Origin of the sequence: Pseudoxanthomonas sp. SE1, assembly GCF_029542205.1 — a bacterium.
Taxonomy (GTDB): Bacteria; Pseudomonadota; Gammaproteobacteria; order Xanthomonadales; family Xanthomonadaceae; genus Pseudoxanthomonas_A.
On record NZ_CP113783.1, the window covers coordinates 1,748,860 to 1,767,184 of the forward strand.

Below are 18,325 nucleotides of genomic sequence, written 5' to 3' on the forward strand. Positions count from 1 at the left end.
GAGCCGTCTGCTCCAGACGTCCTCCTTCGCAGGTCCGCAATGAATCGCCATGGTTCGCGCCTCGCCAAAGGGCATTGCCCGCCTTGGCTCCCGGTCGCGACTCACGTCGCTCCTACAAGGATTGCCGTCTCTCAGGCGTGCACCCGCTCCAGCGGCGCGTCGGCCAGCCGGCGGGCGAATTCGTCCGGCGACAGGCCGGGGGCGAACAGGAAGCCCTGGCCGACGGGGACACCGAGGTTGAGCAGGAACTGGCGCTGCGCTTCCGATTCCACGCCCTCGGCGACCAGTCCCAGCCCCAGGCTGCGCGCGATGGCGGAGACCGCCTGGCAGACCGCCACGTCGGACCGGTTGCTGGGTACGCCTTCGGTGAACAGGGGGCTCAGCTTCAGGCCGTGGATGGGGAGGCGGCGCAGATAGTTGAGCGCACTGTAGCCTTCGCCGAAATCGTCGATCGTCAGCACCACGCCCAGCTGGCGCAGGTCGGCGAAGGTGCGCAGCGTGGCCGGGGCATCCTCGATCAGGACGCGCTCGGTGAACTCCAGCTCCAGCGCTGCGCCGGGCAGGTCGAACTCGGTCAGGATCGCCCGCACGCGATCGGCCAGGTCGTCACCGGCGAACTGCCGGTACGACACATTCACCGCCACGCGCACGATGCCCAGTCCCTGGTCGCGCCAGGCGGCCACCTGCCGGCACGCTTCGCGCAATACCCAACTGCCGATGCGCACGATGTCGCCGGTCGTTTCCGCGTGGCTGATGAACACGTCCGGGCGCAGTTCGCCCAACTGGTGGTTCTGCCAGCGGATCAGCGCTTCGCCGGCGATGATGCGGCCGTTGCGCAGGTCGACCTGCGGTTGGTAGACCAGCCGGAATTCCTCGTTGTCCACCGCACGGCGCAGCTGGGTCTCGATCTGCAGCCGGTCCTGCTGCCGCTGCGCCAGTTCCTGGGTGAAGCTCTGCCAACCGTTGCGCGCGCGGTGCTTGCTGTCGTACATCGCGATGTCGGCGTTCTGGATCAGCTGTTGCGGGCGCAGGCCGTCGCCGGGTGCGATGGCCAGTCCGATGCTGGCGGTGATGGCGAACTCGTCCTTGCCGAAGCGGAAGGCGTCCGCGAACGCGCCGAGCACGGCGTGCGCCAGTTGTTCCGGCAGGTGCGGGTTCTCGCCGGCATCGCAGATCACCAGGAATTCGTCGCCGCCGAAGCGGGCGATCATGCCGTCGGTGCCCACCGCGCCGCGGATGCGGTCCGAGGCCTGCACCAGCAACTCGTCGCCGGCGTTGTGGCCCAGCACATCGTTGACCATCTTGAAACGGTCGAGGTCGATGTAGAGCACGGCGGCGCGCGCGCGCTCCGGATCGGCCAGCCGCGCGCCGAGTTCGGTCAGCACGGCATCACGGTTCATCAGCCCGGTCAGCGGATCGGTGCGCGCCTGGATGCGCAGCATTTCCTCGGCCTGCTTGTCCTGCGATATGTCCTGCATGGTGCCGGTGACGCGCGATGCGCCCGGATCGCCCGGTTCGGCATCACCGATCACCCGGATCCAGAACGGGTGGCCATCGGCCTGCGTGCCCTGGAGCTCCAGGTCGAAGCCCTTGCCGCCGGCGGTGATCAGGTCCAGCGCGCCACGCAGGCGCCGACGATCCGCTTCGCGCAGGCACGACAGCATGTCGTCGAGCGTGACCAGCGCGCGCGCGGCCCCCAGGATGCGCTGTGCTTCGTCGGTCAGGTACATCCGGTCGCGGCCGATGTCCCATTCCCAGCCGCCGATATGGGCGAGCGATTGCGCGCGGTCGAACAGCGCACTGTCGCGCTTGAGCTCCGTCACGTCGCTGAAGAGCGTGGTCACCTGGGCCGGCACGCTCGCGCCGGGCGCGAACTGCGGCACCGAGGTGGCGGTCAGCCAGAGCAGCTGCTTCTTCTGGCGGTGATACAGGCCCAGCAGGACGCTTTCGACCATCTGGCCGCTGTCCAGGGCGCGTTGCGCGGGCAACTCATGGCGAGCCATCTCGCGGCCGTGCTCGTCGACGACGTGCCAGCGTTCCAGCGCGAGTTCCTGGTCGACGCGCTGGTCCTCGCGGATTCCGAAGATGCGCATCGCGGCGCCATTGCAGTACTGCACCTGCATCTCGCGGTCGTGCACCACGATGCCCTTGTCCAGCGTCTCCATGAGCTCGCGGTAGCGCATCTCGGCCAATCGCCGGCTGCTGATGTCGCGTGCCACCGCGACGATGCTCTTGCGCCCGTCGAAACTGATGTTGGCCGAATGCACTTCCACCGGGAAGCGGGTGCCGTCGCCGCGCATGTTGGTGACCTCGATGACATAGGTCACGCCCCGATTCAGGGTTTCCCAGACCGGCACCAGGTGGTCGCGTGGAAGATCGGGATTCAGCACGTTGATGTTGCGTCCGACGATCTCTTCGCGCGGCCGCTTGTAGGCCAGCATGCCGGCCTTGTTGAGGTCCAGGATGGTGCCGTCCTCGGCGAGGATGCTGACCGGGTCGGGCACGGCGTCGAACAGGTTGCGATAGCGGGAGCGCTCGGTGTCTGCCTCGTGCTGTTTGGCCAGCAAGGCCGCGCCGGCTTGCCGGAGCAGGTCCGCGGTGGCGCTGTCGGTGCCTTCGACGGCGGCCGCACGTTCCAGTGCGGCGGCCAGCGCCACCACGTCGACGTCGCTGGCCGGGCCTGTGCTCATCCGGCCGCCAGGGCCTTGCCGACGCGGCTGCCGGTCTCGCGACCGAGGCGTGCCGCCAGCCACCGGCCCGTGTCGGCCAGCGCCTCCAGGTCCACCCCCGTACGCATGCCCTGGCCATGCAGCAGGTAGACCACGTCCTCGCTCGCCACGTTGCCGCTCGCGCCCTTGGCGTAGGGGCAGCCACCCGCGCCGGAGACGGCGGCGTCCACCACGCGCACGCCTTCGTCGAGGCAGGCGAGGATGTTCGCCAGCGCCTGCCCGTAGGTGTCATGGAAATGCACGGCCAACGCGGACACGGGCAGTTCCGCCGCGACGGCTTTCAGCATGCCGGCGGCCTTGCGCGGCGTCCCCACGCCGATGGTGTCGCCCAGCGATATCTCGTAGCACCCCATCGCGTGCAGCCGCCTGGCTACCCGCACCACGTCCGCCACGGGTACATCGCCCTGGTAGGGGCAACCCAGCACGGTGGACACGTAACCGCGCACCTTCACGCCATCGGCGGCCGCGCGCTCGAGGACGGGGCGGAAACGTTCGATGGATTCATCGATGGAGGCATTGATGTTCTTGCGGTTGAAGGCCTCGGACGCGGCGGTGAACACCGCCACTTCCTCCACGCCGACCGCACGTGCGCGGTCATAGCCTTTCTCGTTCGGTACCAGCACGGGGTAGGCGATCCCGGGCCTGCGCCGGATGGCAGTGAAGACCTCCGCTGCATCGGCCAGCTGGGGAACCCATTGCGGGCTGACGAAGCTGGTGGCTTCGATATTCAGCAGGCCGGTGGCGGACAGGCGGTCGATGAGTTCCACCTTGTCTGCCGTCGAGACGAGCGTCTTCTCGTTCTGCAGGCCATCGCGCGGGCCGACCTCCACGATCCTGACGAAATCGCCGTCGGCCGTGGGCAAGGGAAGGGAAGGGGTCATGGTTTCGCCCCATCGCCCGCGCGCCGCATGCGCAAGGTCTTGTTGCCGCCATCGAAGGCATCGAACAGTTCCGGGTGGGCGCGCAACACGTCGCGCAACTGTTCGGGACGACCTTCGAACAGGTAGGTGCTGGCATCGGTCTCGCGGGCCTTCAGTGTGCCCTGTTGCACCCGCTGCATGATGGCCACCGTGTCGAGCATCGCGATCTGCAAGGTATCGTCGCGGATGCGGTATTTCAGCAGCGTGACAGCACTGGCCGGCATGCCCTTGGGGGTGGGAGGCGCTGTCTTCCCGGTGGCGAACAGTCCCTCCAGCTCCTTGAAGCCGAGCGCCAGATAACGTTCTCCGTCTATCTCGAAACCCAGTGCGTCGAAGCCTGGTTCGTCGGTGCGGTTGTTGTCGCGCAGGCGCACGTGGCAACGGGCGTCCACCTCGGCGTAGTCGTCCTTGCCCAGTGGCACCTTGTCCTGCGGGCTGTCGGCAAGCGGAATCCACCGACCGACCAGAGCGGGGTCGCAGCTCAACGGGGCGGGCGGCCGCTCGAACATCACGCAGCCGGCCAGCATGAGGGTCGCCAACAGCAGGGTGATCGTCGTGCGCAGGGACGCCATGGAAAGGCTCACTCCAGCGTCACGAGCAACGTGTCGGCTTCGATGAAGTCGCCGGCACTGGCGCGCACCTCGGCCACCACGCCGTCGCGCGGAGCCTTCACCGCCAGTTCCATCTTCATCGCCTCCATCACGAGCAACTCCTGTCCGGCTTTGACCGTATCCCCTTGCTGCGCCTTGACCAGCACCACGCGTCCCGGCATGGGTGCGACGATCCTGCCGCCCGTCTCGACGCCCGCCGCCGCCACGCGACGGTAGACCGGCACCGTTTCCACCGTGGCCCGACGTTCCCCGTCATGCAGCGTCAGGCGCGTGCCATGGCGCAGGACGCGGAATCGCCGCGCCTCCCCTTGGATACGCAAACCGAGGAGGTCGCCGGTCAGCGTGGCGCCTTCCACCTGGTACGTGCTGGCGCCCATGCGGATGCGGTAAGTCCCCGCATGCCCATGGCCCGAAGCGTCCCAGGTCTCATCGCGATGCTGGAACGCCAAGGGTCGCGCGCCGGCATGTCCCAGCCGCCATCCGTCGCCGACGGCCCAGGGCGAACCGGGGTCGGGGGAATGGGTCGCATGCTGGCGCGCATCCGCCTCCTGCTGGAGCAGCGCTGCGACGGCAATCGCCACCTGCTGCGAGACATCCAGGTCCGCGGCGGGCATGAATTCGTCCAGGTGCCGGTCCAGATAGCCGGTGTCGATGCGGCCGTCGACGACGGCGGGGTGGCGGACCAGCCTTTCCAGGAAGCCGATGTTCGATTTCGGCCCGACGATCTCGCACTCGGCCAAGGCGGCCCGCAGTCCGGCGAGCGCCTCGGTGCGGTCCGCGCCCCAGACGATCAGCTTGGCGATCATCGGGTCGTAGAAGATGGTCACCGTGTCGCCTTCGATCACGCCTGCATCGAGCCGGACCTGCGTCGACGGCGCCGGCAGCACCAGCTTTTCCAGGCGGCCCGAGCCCGGCAGGAATCCGGCTTCGGGATCCTCCGCATACAGGCGCACTTCGATGGCGTGCCCGTGTTGCGCGATGGCGTCCTGCGCGAGCGGCAGGGGTTCGCCGGCGGCAACGCGCAACTGCCACTCCACCAGGTCCTGCCCGGTGACGAACTCGGTGACGGGGTGCTCCACCTGCAGGCGCGTGTTGATCTCCATGAAATAGAACTGTCCATCGGGGTCGACGATGAACTCCACCGTGCCCGCATTGACATAGTCGATGGCCTGCGCCGCCTTCACCGCGGCATCGCCCATCGCCGCGCGCAGCGCGGGCGTCAGGAAGGGCGAGGGCGATTCCTCCAGCACCTTCTGGTAGCGGCGCTGCGCGGAGCATTCGCGTTCGTTGAGGTGCAGCGTGTGGCCGTGCGCGTCGGCGAACACCTGGATCTCGATATGGCGCGGCGACTGCACGTAGCGTTCCAGCAGCACGCGGTCGCGGCCGAAGGCATTGGCGGCTTCGCGCTGGCAGCTTTCCAGCTGTGCGATGAAATCCTCCAGCCCATGCACGATGCGCATGCCCTTGCCGCCGCCGCCGTGCGCGGCCTTGATCATCAGCGGGAAGCCGATGCGCGCGGCCTCGCGTGACAGTGTGTTTGGCGACTGGTCCTCGCCCGTGTAACCCGGCACCACCGGTACCCCGGCGGCGTCCATCAGGTCCTTCGCGCCGGCCTTGCTGCCCATCTTGCGCATGGAGGCGCCGGAGGGGCCGATGAACACCATGCCCGCGGCGGCGACCGCGTCGGCGAAGTCGGCGTTCTCGGACAGGAAGCCATAGCCGGGATGGATGGCCTGGGCGCCCGTCTTCGTCGCGGCCTCGATGATGGCGTCGCCACGCAGGTAGCTGTCGGCCGGGCGCGGCCCACCGATCAGCACGGCCTCGTCAGCCTGGCGCACGTGCTGGGCATCGGCGTCGGCGTCGGAGTACACGGCGACAGTGCGGATGCCCAGCCGGCGGCAGGTGCGGATGACGCGGCAGGCGATCTCGCCGCGGTTGGCGATCAGGATCTTGGAGAACATCGCGTCTAGCCCTCCCCTTCAAGGGGAGGGTTGGGTGGGATGGTGTTGCTTGCCTGTCCGCCAGCGCTGTAAGAATCACTTCGACGACCCCCTCGATATTCTCGAATACGTCATTGTTCCAGAATCTGAGCACCTTGAACCCGGCCCGCTCCAGAAAGTGGGTACGTATCGCTTCGTAGGCATGGTTGTCCGCGTGCTGGCTGCCATCCAGTTCCACCACGAGTTTCGGTTCGAGACACGCGAAATCCAGAATGTAGTCGCCGAAGGGATGCTGCCGCCGGAATCGGTAGCCGTCCAACTGGCGCTTCCGCAGGTACTGCCAGAGCCGATGTTCGGCGTCCGTCGGTTGGTTGCGCAGGATGCGCTGCAGTTTGCCCTGCAGGATCTTCCTGTTCGTCTGTCCCTGCATGGTGATTTCCTCCTTGGACACCATCCCCACCCAACCCTCCCCTTGAAGGGGAGGGCTTGAAGGCGCGTGTCGTGCGGCACGTCATCAGTCCTTGGCGACCCAACGCGGCGCGCGCTTGTCGAGGAAGGCCGACAGGCCTTCCTGGCCTTCGCTGGAAATGCGCAACCTCGCGATCAGGTCCGCGTTGTCGGCATCCATCCGGTCGCGGTCGGACGAAGCGGCCACGCGCGCGACCAGGTGCTTCGCGCCGGCCGCCGCGTGTGGCCCCGCCTTCAGCAGCAGCGCGAGCTGTCGCTCCACGGCCTCGTCCAGTTGCGTCGCCGGCACCACCTGATGCAGCAATCCGATCTGCAGCGCGGTGGATGCATCGAAGATCTCCGCCGTGGCGAACCATCGCCGCGCCTGTCGCGCGCCGATGGCGGCGATGACGTAGGGCGAGATCACCGCCGGCAAGAGGCCCAGCTTGCTTTCGGTCAGGCCGAACTTCGCTTCGGGCACGCCGATGGCGATGTCGCAGCAGGCCACCAGGCCGACGCCACCGCCAAAGGCCGCCCCATGCACGCGGGCAATGGTCGGCTTGGGCAGTTCGTCCAGCGTGCGCATCAGGCGGGCGAGGGCAAGGGCATCCTCGCGGTTGGCCGCCTCGCTGGCGGTGGCCATGCCGCGCATCCAGTTCAGGTCGGCGCCGGCGGAAAACGAGGCGCCGCTGCCTTCCAGCACCACGGCGCGAATATCGGATTCAGCGCCGGCCTGTTCGAGCGTGGTGGTCAGCGTGGCGATCAGGCCGGCGTCGAAGGCGTTGTGGAGGGCCGGGCGGTCCAGCCGGATGCGCGCCACGGCGCCTGAGCGTTCCAGTACGAGGGGATGTTCCTGCGGTGATGCCGCCATGCCTGCCGTTCCCTGCAAAAGTCGCTGAATGATAGCGGCACGGTGCGTTGCGGCCTTCCTGCACTGCGGCGATGCTACAATGAGAATAGTTCGCATTTGAGAGCCTGGCGTGATCCTGACAGAACTGCCTTCGCGTACCCCCGCCATCGTGGACGCCGTGGAAGACCATGGGCCGCAGGACAACATCGCCCGCCGCCTGCGCGAACTGGGCTTCGTCAACGGCGAGGAGGTCGAAGTGGTCGCGAAGGGTCCGATGGGCGCCGAGCCGTTGCTGGTGCAGGTCGGCTTCACGCGGTTCGCGCTGCGCCGCTCCGAAGCAGCCCGCGTGCGACTGCGCAACGGAGCCGCGTCATGAGCGCAGCCCAGGCATCGACGTTGCGGCTGGCGCTGGTCGGCAATCCGAACTGCGGCAAGACCGCGCTGTTCAACCAGTTGACCGGCAGCCGGCAGAAGGTCGCCAACTACGCCGGCGTCACCGTCGAACGCAAGGAAGGCAGGCTGCATTCGTCGGCGTCGGGGCGCAGCTATGCGGTGCTGGATTTGCCGGGTGCCTACAGCCTGCATGCCGCCAGCCTGGACGAAGCCGTCACCCGCGACGTCTGCCGCGGCTTCTATCCCGGCGAACCGGCACCGGATGTGCTGGTCTGCGTGGTGGATGCCACCAACCTGCGCCTGCACCTGCGCTTCGCGCTGGAAGTGCGCGAACTCGGCAAGCCGATGATCCTGGCGGTCAACATGATGGATGCCGCGCAGCGCCGCGGCATCGCCATCGACCTGGTGGCGCTGGAGCGCGAACTCGGCGTGCCGGTGGTCGAAACCATCGCGGTGAAGCATGGCGGTGCGCGTGCGCTGGTCGAGCGCATCGATGCTGTCGCCGCGCAGCCGCACGAGCCCCGCACGCACCTGGCCGAAGGCGCCGACCTGCACGCCGAAACACGTCGCCTGCTGTCGCTCGCGGTCGCCATGCCCACGCGGACGGCGAAGATCGACGACGCACTGGACCGCTGGTTGCTGCATCCGGTGTTCGGACTGCTGGCATTGATCGTGGTGATGTTCCTGATTTTCCAGGCGGTGTATGCCTGGGCGACGCCGATGATGGACATGATCGAAGCGGGCACGGGCTGGCTGGGCGGACAGGCGGGCGGCCTGCTTCCCGAAGGGCCGCTCAACAGCCTGCTGGTCGACGGCATCATCGGCGGCCTGGGTGGCGTGATCGTGTTCCTGCCGCAGATCCTGATCCTGTTCGCCTTCATCCTGGCGCTGGAAGAGAGCGGCTACCTGCCTCGCGCGGCGTTCCTGCTGGACCGCATGATGGCATCGGCCGGTCTGTCGGGCCGCTCCTTCATTCCGCTGCTGTCGAGTTTCGCCTGCGCCATCCCCGGCATCATGGCCACGCGCAGCATCCAGGACCCGCGCGACCGGCTGGCGACGATCCTGGTCGCGCCCCTGATGACGTGTTCGGCGCGCCTGCCGGTGTACGCGCTGCTGATCGGTGCATTCGTGCCGGACGAGAAGGTGGGCATCTTCAACCAGCAGGGCCTGGTGCTGTTCGGCCTGTATGCCGCCGGCATCCTCAGTGCGTTGCTGGTGTCATGGGTGATGAAGAAGTGGCGCCGCGACAAGGGCGAGCACGCGCTGCTGCTGGAACTGCCTTCCTACCGCATTCCGCACCCGCGCGACCTGCTCATCGGCCTGTACGAACGCGCCATGATCTTCCTCAAGCGCGTCGGCGGCATCATCCTGGCGCTGACCATCCTGCTGTGGTTCCTGCTGAACTTCCCGGCGGCGCCTGCCGATGCGGTGGGGCCGGCGATCGACTACAGCTTCGCCGGCCGCATCGGTCATGCCATGGCGGTGTTCTTCGCGCCGCTGGGCTTCAACTGGCAGATCTGCATCGCATTGATTCCGGGCCTGGCGGCACGCGAAGTGGCGGTTGCCTCGCTGGCGACGATCTACGCGCTGTCGGCGGCCGACGACGACGCGGCCATCCAGGCGTTGACGCCGGTCATCAGCGACGGCTGGTCGCTGGCCACGGCACTGTCGCTGCTGGTGTGGTTCATCTACGCCCCGATGTGCATCTCGACGCTCGCCACCATCAAGCGCGAGACCAACTCGTGGAAGCAGATGGGCTTTGCCACGTTCTACCTGTTCGCGCTGGCCTACCTCGCCTCGCTGGTGACTTACCAGGTCGCCAAGGCGCTGGGCGCGGGCTGAGCCATGGACGCGTCGCTCGCCCTGCAATACGCCATCATCGCGGTCGCGGTGGTGGTCAGTGCGTGGGTGGTGGTGAAGAAACAGTTCCCCGGCCCGTTGCGCAAGCTGCGTATCGCGCTGGCGCTGCCTTTGTTGCATGGGGGGCGAGCGCGCTGGCAACACGCGTTGGGGAGGTGGATCGCGCCGGCCGGCAGTCTGGTGAATGGACGGATCGCAGGCAGTGATTGCGGAGGCTGCGACGGCTGCGGTTGATCCGAGGGTTCAACCGTAACGGATCGCCAACCCCGCGATGCCCAGTCCCACGAACACTGCGAACGACGCGATCGTCGTCCAGCGATTGCCGACAGCGGCGGCGATGCTGATCCGGTGGCGCCTGGCGTAGGCCCAGTCGCAGATCGTCATGCCGATGGCCGAACCCGCCAACGCAAGCAACCAGGGCGATGGCAGGTCGTCGGCCATGGGCAACGCACGCACGAGCCAACTGGTGCCGATGGCGAAACGCAGCGCATCGAAGAACTGGCGGAAGTACAGCAGCGCGGCCGGGAGCACGAGCAGGAACGCCAGCGGAGGCAGCTGTGTCACCCACCAGGCCACCAGCAAGCCGGCCACTGCCAGCCAGACGGGCATCAGCGCGATCGCGGGTGAATGCATCGTCGCAGGTCGTTCACGCAGTGCCCACAGCGCGCGCATCGCGTGCCAGATGCACAGCATGCCTGCGACCGCGACGAAGGTCAGGCCCATCATGCGCTGCTGGCGTTCGGGCGCGAGATCGCTCACCGCGCACAGACCGGCGATGGCCAGGGTCGCGAACGCGGCGGTGAGTACCACGGTCGCCCAGCGCCAGGGGCCAGCATGGAAAGGGTCGGCGAGGCGTTCGAAAAAGGCTTGCTGCCGACCATCCAGGCCCGGCACGTCACCGCCGTATTCCGCGGTCAGTCGTCGCGACAGGCGCGCTGCGCGGAATGCAAAGCCAGGCACGCAGGCAAGGGCCAGCGCGAGCGGCCATCCGAAGGCGCGCTTCAACTGCCGGATCGTCAGCGGCCGGTCTTCGTCGAAGGCGTCGGTGTTCTCGGTGGACACCGCCTGCAACACGTGCTGGCGTCGTTCCACCCACTCGGGCGGTGTGAAGCCGAAGAAGTCCGCGAGGACGGCCATGGTCCCCGGTCGCACCTGGATCTCCTCGTAGGCGATGCTCTCGAAGATCGCCTGCCCGATGCGGTGTTTCACGTCCAGGCCGTACAGCGCCGGATGGTGTTCGAGGTAGTGGCGGAATGCCGAAGGCAGGTCTCCCCCGGCATGGGCGATCAACTCCTCGCGCAGCGCGGCTTCGTCGAGACGCGGTGGGGCAGGTTCGTCCGGGCGCGCGCCGGGATGTCCTCTGTGCAGCGGCACGTGTGATGTGGCATCCGACGCCGTTACCTCCAGCGACGGGAGCGTGATGTGCGCATCTTCGGCGGCTACCTCAAGCACCTGCTCGCGTTGCAGTGCCAGCGCTTCCTGGTAAGCCTCGTGCAAGCGCTGGAACCCTGCCGGATCCTCGTCCGGCCGCGTGGTCTTCAAGAGGCGTGCATAGGCGCGCTTGATGGTGCGCTCGTCAGCGTCTTCATCGATGTCCAGCAGGGCATACGGCCACTCGCTCACCCCTGGGCCTCGATGCTCTCCAGCATCCGGGCGAAATCGGCGCGGTGTTCGCGGATCTGCAGGGGATCCTGGCCGTCCAGCACCGTGCGGAAGCGCACCAGCGCGTCCTGCAGGTCGCGGCGCGCCCAGAGCAGTTCCTCGTACAGGCGCTCGGCGCGGGCGATCACCAGGAGATTCTCTTGCTGGTCGCGGGGATGCACCTTCAGTTCGGACAGCGCGGCCAGGCGCTGGCGGATCTCGTCCTGGGTCAGCACGCCGGGGTTCTGCTGCAGGACCACCTCATGGGTCTGGCCGGTGGCCACGATGGTGGCTTCCACCTGCAGCAGCCCGTTGACGTCGTAGGTGAAGCGGATGTCCACGGGGTTCTCGTGCGCGGCGCGCGCCGGGACCTTCACCGAGATGGTACCCAGCCTGACGTTGTTCTCCACGCGCGGGCTCTCGCCCTGGTAGATATTGAACTCCACCTGCGTCTGCTGGTCGCGCATCGGCTGGTAGCGTTCGACCCGGCTGACCGGCACGGTCGCGTTGCGGTGGATGATCGGGGAGAACAAGCCGGTGGTGACCTGCCCATGCCCGTCGTCCTGCGCGGTGTCCACGCCGAGCGAGTGGGGACACACGTCGGTGAGGATGATCTCTTCCAGCGATTCGTCGCGCGCCTTCATGCCCGCCGCCACCGCGGCACCCAGCGCGATCGCCTCGTCCGGGTTGATGTGCCGCAAGGGCAGGCGACCGAACATGCGCGAGACCAGTCGCGCGGTCAGTGGCATCCGCGATGCGCCGCCGACCAGGACGATGTCGTCCAACTGGCCCGGCGCCAGGCGGGCGTCGCGCATGGCGCGTTCGAGCGGTGCGCGCATGCGCTGCACCAGCGGCTCGCACAGGCGCGAGAACCCCGCCTCGTCGATCTGCCAACGCCGCGACTCGCCGCCCAGCAGAATCTCGACGTCGACGGAGCCGCCGGACGTGTTCGACAGTTCGCGCTTGGCGGACTCCAGCCGGCGCCTCAGCTGCGCGTCTTCGCTGGCTGTCAGGCTTTTCGCTTCGACCTTGAGCTCGCGCAGGCACGCATCGCGCAGCGCGGACAGGAAATCCTCTCCGCCGAGGAAGTTGTCGCCGGCGCTGGCGTGGACCTCCATCACGCCATCGAACATTTCCAGGATCGAGACATCGAAGGTACCGCCGCCCAGATCGAAGACCAGGAAGCGTCCGCCGCCGTCGCGCTGCTGCAGGCCGTAGGCCATGGCCGCGGCGGTCGGTTCGTTGATGAGGCGTTCGACCTTGATGCCGGCCAGCTCGCCGGCGATACGTGTGGCCTTGCGCTGCGCGTCACCGAAGTACGCCGGCACGCTGATCACGGCCTCGGTGACGGATGTGCTGAAATGGCTTTCCGCATCGGCGACAAGCGCGCGCAGGACCAGGGCCGACAGTTCTTCCGGACGCAGTGCGTGCTTGCCGAGGCGGGTGACGCGGTTGGTGCCCATCCAGCGCTTGAAGCTGGCCACGCTGCGCTCCGGATGGGTGATCAGCCGGTCCACCGCAGGCCGGCCCACGATCAGCGTGTCGTCCGCATCCACGCTGATCACGGAAGGCGTGAGCAGCTCGCCCAGTGCATTCGGTATCAGGACCGGGCCATCGGGCCCGTGATAGCCAATCAGCGAGTGCGTGGTCCCGAGATCGATGCCGACGATCATCCAGCCCCCTGCTGGCGTCCATGTCGGTGTCGAGTGTAGCCGGGCGGTCGCGTTCCCGGGAGGGGTTCAGTGGCGCGTCTTGCGAACCGCTTTGCCCGTCGCCGGATTGAGTTCCACCGACAGCACGAAGCTGCGCTGCTCGTGCGGCTGCATCGCACCGACACCGACCACCTGGCGGGTGATTTCCTCCCCACGGTCGTTGCGGATGGACAGCACCACGCTGTATTCCCACGCCGCGCCCTCGGCCGGTGGCTGCAGCGTGCCCTCGATCCGCAGCGGCGTCAGCGCGGGTACCGCCTGGGCACCTGCGCCGGGTTCGAAGCGCAGGTGGTGGCGGCAGCCCGGACAGACGGCCGCGCTCTCCAGGATGGTCGCCTTGCAGTGCGGGCAGGTGCGGGTGGCGCCGGCACTGCCTGGGCGAGGTTGGCTCATGCCGCGGCGCCGGGCTCCGTGCCGTTGTCCTTGCCCTTGCCGCCCTTGGCGGGCTCGTCCCAACCGAAGTCGGCCTGGCCGCGCATGCGGGATCCCGCAGCCACCGTGAGCGATCCCGACTTCACGTCGCCGATCAGTACGCCCGATGCCAGCAGTTCGACGCGGGCTGCGGACTCGATATTGCCTTCCAGCTCGCCCGCGATGGTGACCTTCTTGGCCCGCACGCCACCATTGAGCTTTGCGCCTGTTTCGATGGTGAGGTCGCCCTGCACGTTGACGTCGCCCTTGAAACGGCCTGCGATGCGGATGTGGCCGGTGCCCTCGATCTTGCCCTCGATGGTCAGGTCGGCGGCGATCAGCGATTCCTTCAGTGCCTCCTGAGGTGCGCTGCGTTCAACCGGACGCGTGCCCGGCGGTGCGGTGACCGCGGGTGAGAAATCCGCCGCCGTGGCGGTGTCGCGCACGGGGAGAGTGGCGGGTTCCGACGGCAGGTTGGCGGCCTCTTTCTTTGCGGGGCCTTGGTCTTTCCAGATGGACATGCAGGGGATGCTCCGGGTGGCAGGGACTCCGGACTATCGCCGCCTCTCCATGCGCGCGCTGTGACCTGCACAGCCGATTGATGGCGTGGCGCATCCGGGGCGGACACGGTTCACCCTGGAGTCGGGCTTGTGCACGCGGCGCTCACAACAATGAAGAGGGCGGGGGGCGGCCAAGGTGCGCGCCCCGCGCTACATCCGGAACACGCCGAACTTCGCCGGCTCGATCGGCGCATTGAGCGAGGCCGAAATGCCCAGCCCAAGCACCCGGCGCGTATCGGCAGGGTCGATGATGCCGTCATCCCACAGCCGCGCAGTCGCGTACCACGGGCTGCCCTGCGATTCGTACTGCTCGCGGATCGGCGCCTTGAAGGCATCCTCTTCGTCCGGACTCCAAGCCTTGCCCGCGGCCTCGATGCCGTCGCGCTTCACCGTCGCCAGCACGCTCGCCGCCTGTTCGCCGCCCATCACGCTGATCCGCGCATTCGGCCACATCCACAGGAAACGCGCGCCGTAGGCACGGCCGCACATGGCGTAGTTGCCGGCGCCGAAGCTGCCGCCGATGACCACGGTGAACTTCGGCACGGACGAGCAGGCGACGGCCGTGACCATCTTCGCCCCGTCCTTCGCGATGCCGGCGTTCTCGTACTTGCGGCCGACCATGAAGCCGGTGATGTTCTGCAGGAACACCAGCGGGATGCCGCGCTGGTTGCACAGCTCGATGAAGTGCGCACCCTTGAGCGCGCTTTCGCCGAACAGGATGCCGTTGTTGGCGATGATGCCGACGGGATAGCCGTGCAGGTGCGCGAAGCCGGTGACCAGGGTCTTGCCGTAGCGCGCCTTGAACTCGTCCAGCTCGCTGCCGTCGGTGATGCGTGCGATGACCTCGCGGATGTCGAACGGGCGGCGGGTGTCCTTGGGCACGATGCCGTACAACTCCTCGGCCGGATACAGCGGTTCGCGCGCGTCGCGCACCGCGACGGGCAGGGTCTTGCGGCGATTGAGGTGGCCGATGACGCTGCGCGCGATCTCCAGCGCGTGGCGATCGTCCTCCGCGAAATGATCGGCTACGCCCGATACGCTGGTGTGCACATCGGCGCCGCCCAGGGCTTCGGCATCGACCACTTCACCGGTGGCCGCCTTCACCAGCGGCGGACCGCCCAGGAAGATGGTGCCCTGTTCCTTGACGATGATCGATTCGTCGCACATCGCCGGCACGTAGGCGCCGCCGGCGGTGCAGCTGCCCATCACCACCGCGACCTGCGGGATGTTCTCGGCGCTCAGTCGCGCCTGGTTGTAGAAGATGCGGCCGAAGTGCTCGCGGTCGGGGAACACCTCGTCCTGCAGCGGCAGGAAGGCGCCACCGGAGTCCACCAGGTACACGCAGGGCAGGCGGTTCTCGCGTGCGATCTCCTGTGCGCGCAGGTGCTTCTTCACCGTCATCGGGAAGTAGGTGCCGCCCTTGACTGTGGCATCGTTGGCGACGATCACCACTTCGTTGCCCATCACGCGGCCGATGCCGCAGACCATGCCGGCGGCGGGTGCCGCGTTGTCGTACATCTCCTCGGCGGCCAGTGGCGCGATTTCGAGGAAGGGCGAGCCGGGGTCGAGCAGGGCGGTGATGCGATCCCGCGCCAGCAGTTTGCCGCGTTCGGTGTGCTTGCTGCGCGCCTTCTCCCCACCCCCCTCGGCTGCATGCGCCAGGCGGCGGTCGAGCTCCTGCACCAGTACGCGGTGATAGGCGTGGTTGGCGATGAAATCGGGCGAGCGCGGATCGAGTTGCGAAGCGATGGCAGGCATGCGGCACGACGAAGCGGGAAAGGCGGCATCAGACCATAAACCCCCCTGCGCGCCAAACCGCACTGCAAAAACGGCCTGGCGCCGTTCTTGACGCCGCTCGCCGGTGGCGTGCCGCAAAACGACAAGGCCCGCTTGCGCGGGCCTTGTCCGATTCGCGTTGAGGCGAGTCGATTACTGCTTGGCTTCTTCAGCCTTGTCGGCCACTTCCGCGGCCTTGTCGGCCGTCGCCTGGGCGGCGTCGGACACGGCGCCAGCAGCGGCGGCGGTGGCGTCGGAAGCGGCGGCTTCGGTGGCGGCAGCGGCGTCCGAAGCAGCGGCGGTCGCGGCGGCAGCGGCGTCGGCGGTGGCGGCCGTCGCAGCGTCGCCAGCGGCAGCAGCGGCGTCGCCGGCAGCGGAAGCGGCGTCACCGGCAGCAGCGGCAGCCTGGTCGGCAGCAGCGGCGGCGTCGGCAGCAGCGGCGTCGGTGGTCTCGCTCTTCGTGCAGGCGCTCATGGCCAGGACGGCGGCGACCAGCAGGACGGTGCTCTTGATCTTCATTGTGGATCCCCAAATCGGTAGGTGTGGAAGGTGGCGCCGGGAGGGCGAGTCCGTTCGTCCACCGGTGGAGGGCGAACCGGGAAGCCAGGCCCGGATACAGAAAAAGCCGCCAGCGAACTGGCGGCTTTCTCAGTTTAACGCTAAATCAGGCAACCGCCAGCAGATTACTGCTTGGTGGCTTCCTTGGCAGCGTCGGTCGCGGCTTCGGCCGTGTCGGCAGCCTGGCCAGCGGCGTCGGCAGCAGCGTCAGCGGCTTCCGTCGTGGTGGCGGCGGCAGCGTCGGTCGCGGCGGTGGCGGCAGCGTCGGCGGCGGTGGCAGCGGCGTCGGCCGACTGCTGGGCGGCGTCGGCGGTCACTTCGCCAGCGGCAGCGGCGGCGTCAGCGGCAGCCTGGGCTTCGGTCGCGGTCGCAGCGGCGTCGGCAGCGGCGTCGGCAGCCTGTTCCTGGTTCGAGCACGCAGCCAGGGCGAAACCCAGAGCCAGCGCGATCAGAGCCTTGTTCATGGTCATCGTTGAATTTCCTCGTCGTTAGTTAGGCAACGCGCAATTGCGCGCCTGCAACATGATGACAAGCCCATTACGGCTGTCAAGCGGTTGGCCGGTCATCTTTGTCAATCCGTTGTTAAACCTTATGGGGCGGGCGAAAACCGGCCGCTTCGCCCCCCCGATTGCGCAAAATCAGACGAGTTCGATCGCGATCGCGGTGGCCTCGCCGCCGCCGATGCAGAGGGTGGCGATGCCGCGCTTGCCGCCGCGCGTGCGCAGGGCGTTGATCAGCGTGACCACCAGGCGGGCACCCGACGCGCCGATCGGATGACCCAGCGCGCAGGCACCGCCGTTGACGTTGACCTTGGCGTGCGGGATGCCCAGCTCCTTGATCGGCGCCATGGCCACGACGGCGAAGGCTTCGTTGACTTCGAACAGATCCACCTGGTCCACGGTCCAGCCGACCTGCTTGAGCAGCTTGTCGATGGCCGAGACGGGCGCGGTGGTGAACCACTCCGGCGCCTGCGAGTAGGTCGCATGGCCGACGATCCGCGCCAGCGGCTGCAGGCCACGCTTGACGGCTTCGTCGGCGCTGAGCAATACCGTGGCCGCGGCGCCGTCGGAAATGCTCGACGAACTGGCAGCCGTCACCGTGCCGTCCTTCTTGAACGCCGGCTTCAGCGTCGGGATCTTGGCGGTGTCGGACTTGCCCGGCTGTTCGTCGGTGCTGACTTCGACCTCGCCCTTCCGGGTGGCGACCTTGACCGGGACGATCTCGTCGTTGAACGCGCCCGACGCCTGCGCGGCCTGGGCGCGGGTCACCGATTCGATCGAGTAGGCATCCTGTTCTTCGCGGGTGAAACCGAACTTGGCGACGGTAGCCTCGGCGAACACGCCCATCGCTTGACCATCGTATGGATTGGTCAGGCCGTCCCACGCCATGTGGTCGACCGCCTGGAAGTTGCCGTAGCGGTTGCCGGTGCGCGAGTTGGGGATCATGTGCGGGGCATTGCTCATCGACTCCATGCCACCGGCGACCACGACGCTGGCCGAACCGGCCTTGATCAGGTCGTGGCCCAGCATGATCGCCTTCATGCCCGAACCGCAGACCTTGTTGATGGTGGTAGCGCCTGCGGCATCGGGGATGCCGGCGGCGCGCGCCGCCTGGCGGGCGGGAGCCTGGCCCAGGTTGGCCGGCAGCACGCAGCCCATGATGATCTCGGACACGTCGGCGGCCGGGATGCCGGACTGTTCCAGCGCGGCGGCGATGGCGGCCGCGCCCAGCGTCGGGGTGGGGACGCCGTTGAACTGGCCAAGGAACGAACCGATGGCGGTGCGCTTGGCGGCGGCGATGACGATGTCGGACATGGAGGACTTCCCGCGTGGAGTGAGTCCCCGATTATCCTGCCCCGGACCGACAGCGGGCAAATCGGCCGTTCGTACAGGGTCGGGCGATGCCGGATCGCGGCGT

Annotated in this window: 17 protein-coding genes; 3 read left to right on the plus strand and 14 right to left on the minus strand. The window is 67.8% G+C overall.

Translation table 11 applies throughout. From position 1 onward, the window contains the following. Positions 1-131 precede the first annotated feature (131 nt). From OY559_RS08290 to OY559_RS08315, 6 genes are read right to left on the minus strand one after another with little or no spacing between them, the layout of a single operon-like run. Positions 132-2,690, minus strand: a complete 2,559-nt coding sequence (locus OY559_RS08290) for a sensor domain-containing protein (protein ID WP_277729553.1) — start codon at positions 2,688-2,690, stop codon at positions 132-134. Next, entirely contained in the window at positions 2,687-3,610 is a 924-nt protein-coding gene (locus tag OY559_RS08295; protein ID WP_277729554.1) for a hydroxymethylglutaryl-CoA lyase, read from the minus strand. The genes OY559_RS08290 and OY559_RS08295 overlap by 4 nt, the downstream gene beginning before the upstream one ends. Then, positions 3,607-4,221 carry a hypothetical protein gene (locus tag OY559_RS08300; RefSeq protein ID WP_277729555.1) on the minus strand — a complete coding sequence of 205 codons (615 nt, stop codon included), beginning with the start codon at positions 4,219-4,221 and terminating at the stop codon, positions 3,607-3,609. The genes OY559_RS08295 and OY559_RS08300 overlap by 4 nt, the downstream gene beginning before the upstream one ends. Before the next feature lie 8 nt (positions 4,222-4,229). Continuing rightward, the gene (locus OY559_RS08305) at positions 4,230-6,203 is read right to left on the minus strand and encodes an acetyl/propionyl/methylcrotonyl-CoA carboxylase subunit alpha (protein ID WP_277729956.1); all 1,974 of its coding nucleotides are present in this window, start codon (positions 6,201-6,203) and stop codon (positions 4,230-4,232) included. Continuing rightward, positions 6,085-6,654 (minus strand): endonuclease domain-containing protein, encoded by a 570-nt coding sequence (locus tag OY559_RS08310; protein WP_343228782.1) that lies wholly within the window; start codon positions 6,652-6,654, stop codon positions 6,085-6,087. The genes OY559_RS08305 and OY559_RS08310 overlap by 119 nt, the downstream gene beginning before the upstream one ends. 60 nt (positions 6,655-6,714) lie before the next feature. After that, the gene (locus tag OY559_RS08315) at positions 6,715-7,518 is read right to left on the minus strand and encodes an enoyl-CoA hydratase-related protein (protein ID WP_277729557.1); all 804 of its coding nucleotides are present in this window, start codon (positions 7,516-7,518) and stop codon (positions 6,715-6,717) included. Positions 7,519-7,627: 109 nt separating this feature from the next. On the opposite strand from OY559_RS08315, the gene OY559_RS08320 reads away from it, so the two are divergent. From OY559_RS08320 to OY559_RS08330, 3 genes are read left to right on the plus strand one after another with little or no spacing between them, the layout of a single operon-like run. Next, positions 7,628-7,873, plus strand: a complete 246-nt coding sequence (locus OY559_RS08320; protein WP_277729558.1) for a FeoA family protein — start codon at positions 7,628-7,630, stop codon at positions 7,871-7,873. Next, positions 7,870-9,732, plus strand: coding sequence for a ferrous iron transporter B (locus OY559_RS08325; RefSeq protein ID WP_277729559.1), 1,863 nt, complete (start codon positions 7,870-7,872; stop codon positions 9,730-9,732). Before OY559_RS08320 ends, OY559_RS08325 begins: the two co-directional genes overlap by 4 nt. Before the next feature lie 3 nt (positions 9,733-9,735). Further along, positions 9,736-9,984: a DUF6587 family protein gene (locus OY559_RS08330; protein WP_277729560.1), complete on the plus strand. Its 249-nt coding sequence runs from the start codon at positions 9,736-9,738 to the stop codon at positions 9,982-9,984. Between the two features lie 9 nt (positions 9,985-9,993). On the opposite strand, the gene OY559_RS08335 is transcribed toward OY559_RS08330, so the two are convergent. The 8 genes from OY559_RS08335 to OY559_RS08370 all read right to left on the minus strand — a co-directional run bounded on the left by OY559_RS08335 (position 9,994) and on the right by OY559_RS08370 (position 18,222). Continuing rightward, complete coding sequence (locus tag OY559_RS08335) at positions 9,994-11,373, minus strand: hypothetical protein (protein ID WP_277729561.1); 1,380 nt, start codon at positions 11,371-11,373, stop codon at positions 9,994-9,996. Beyond that, positions 11,370-13,064, minus strand: coding sequence for a molecular chaperone HscC (locus OY559_RS08340; protein WP_277729562.1), 1,695 nt, complete (start codon positions 13,062-13,064; stop codon positions 11,370-11,372). The genes OY559_RS08335 and OY559_RS08340 overlap by 4 nt, the downstream gene beginning before the upstream one ends. Positions 13,065-13,130: 66 nt before the next feature. Next, positions 13,131-13,496, minus strand: a complete 366-nt coding sequence (locus OY559_RS08345) for a hypothetical protein (protein ID WP_277729563.1) — start codon at positions 13,494-13,496, stop codon at positions 13,131-13,133. Further along, positions 13,493-14,035: a bactofilin family protein gene (locus OY559_RS08350; protein ID WP_277729564.1), complete on the minus strand. Its 543-nt coding sequence runs from the start codon at positions 14,033-14,035 to the stop codon at positions 13,493-13,495. Before OY559_RS08350 ends, OY559_RS08345 begins: the two co-directional genes overlap by 4 nt. Before the next feature lie 189 nt (positions 14,036-14,224). Next, positions 14,225-15,832 (minus strand): carboxyl transferase domain-containing protein, encoded by a 1,608-nt coding sequence (locus OY559_RS08355; RefSeq protein ID WP_277729565.1) that lies wholly within the window; start codon positions 15,830-15,832, stop codon positions 14,225-14,227. 171 nt (positions 15,833-16,003) lie between these two features. Next, complete coding sequence (locus OY559_RS08360; protein ID WP_277729566.1) at positions 16,004-16,369, minus strand: hypothetical protein; 366 nt, start codon at positions 16,367-16,369, stop codon at positions 16,004-16,006. A 164-nt stretch (positions 16,370-16,533) separates the two neighbouring features. After that, entirely contained in the window at positions 16,534-16,878 is a 345-nt protein-coding gene (locus OY559_RS08365; RefSeq protein ID WP_142125237.1) for a hypothetical protein, read from the minus strand. 168 nt (positions 16,879-17,046) lie between these two features. After that, positions 17,047-18,222 carry a thiolase family protein gene (locus OY559_RS08370; protein WP_277729567.1) on the minus strand — a complete coding sequence of 392 codons (1,176 nt, stop codon included), beginning with the start codon at positions 18,220-18,222 and terminating at the stop codon, positions 17,047-17,049. Between the last annotated feature and the right edge of the window lie 103 nt (positions 18,223-18,325).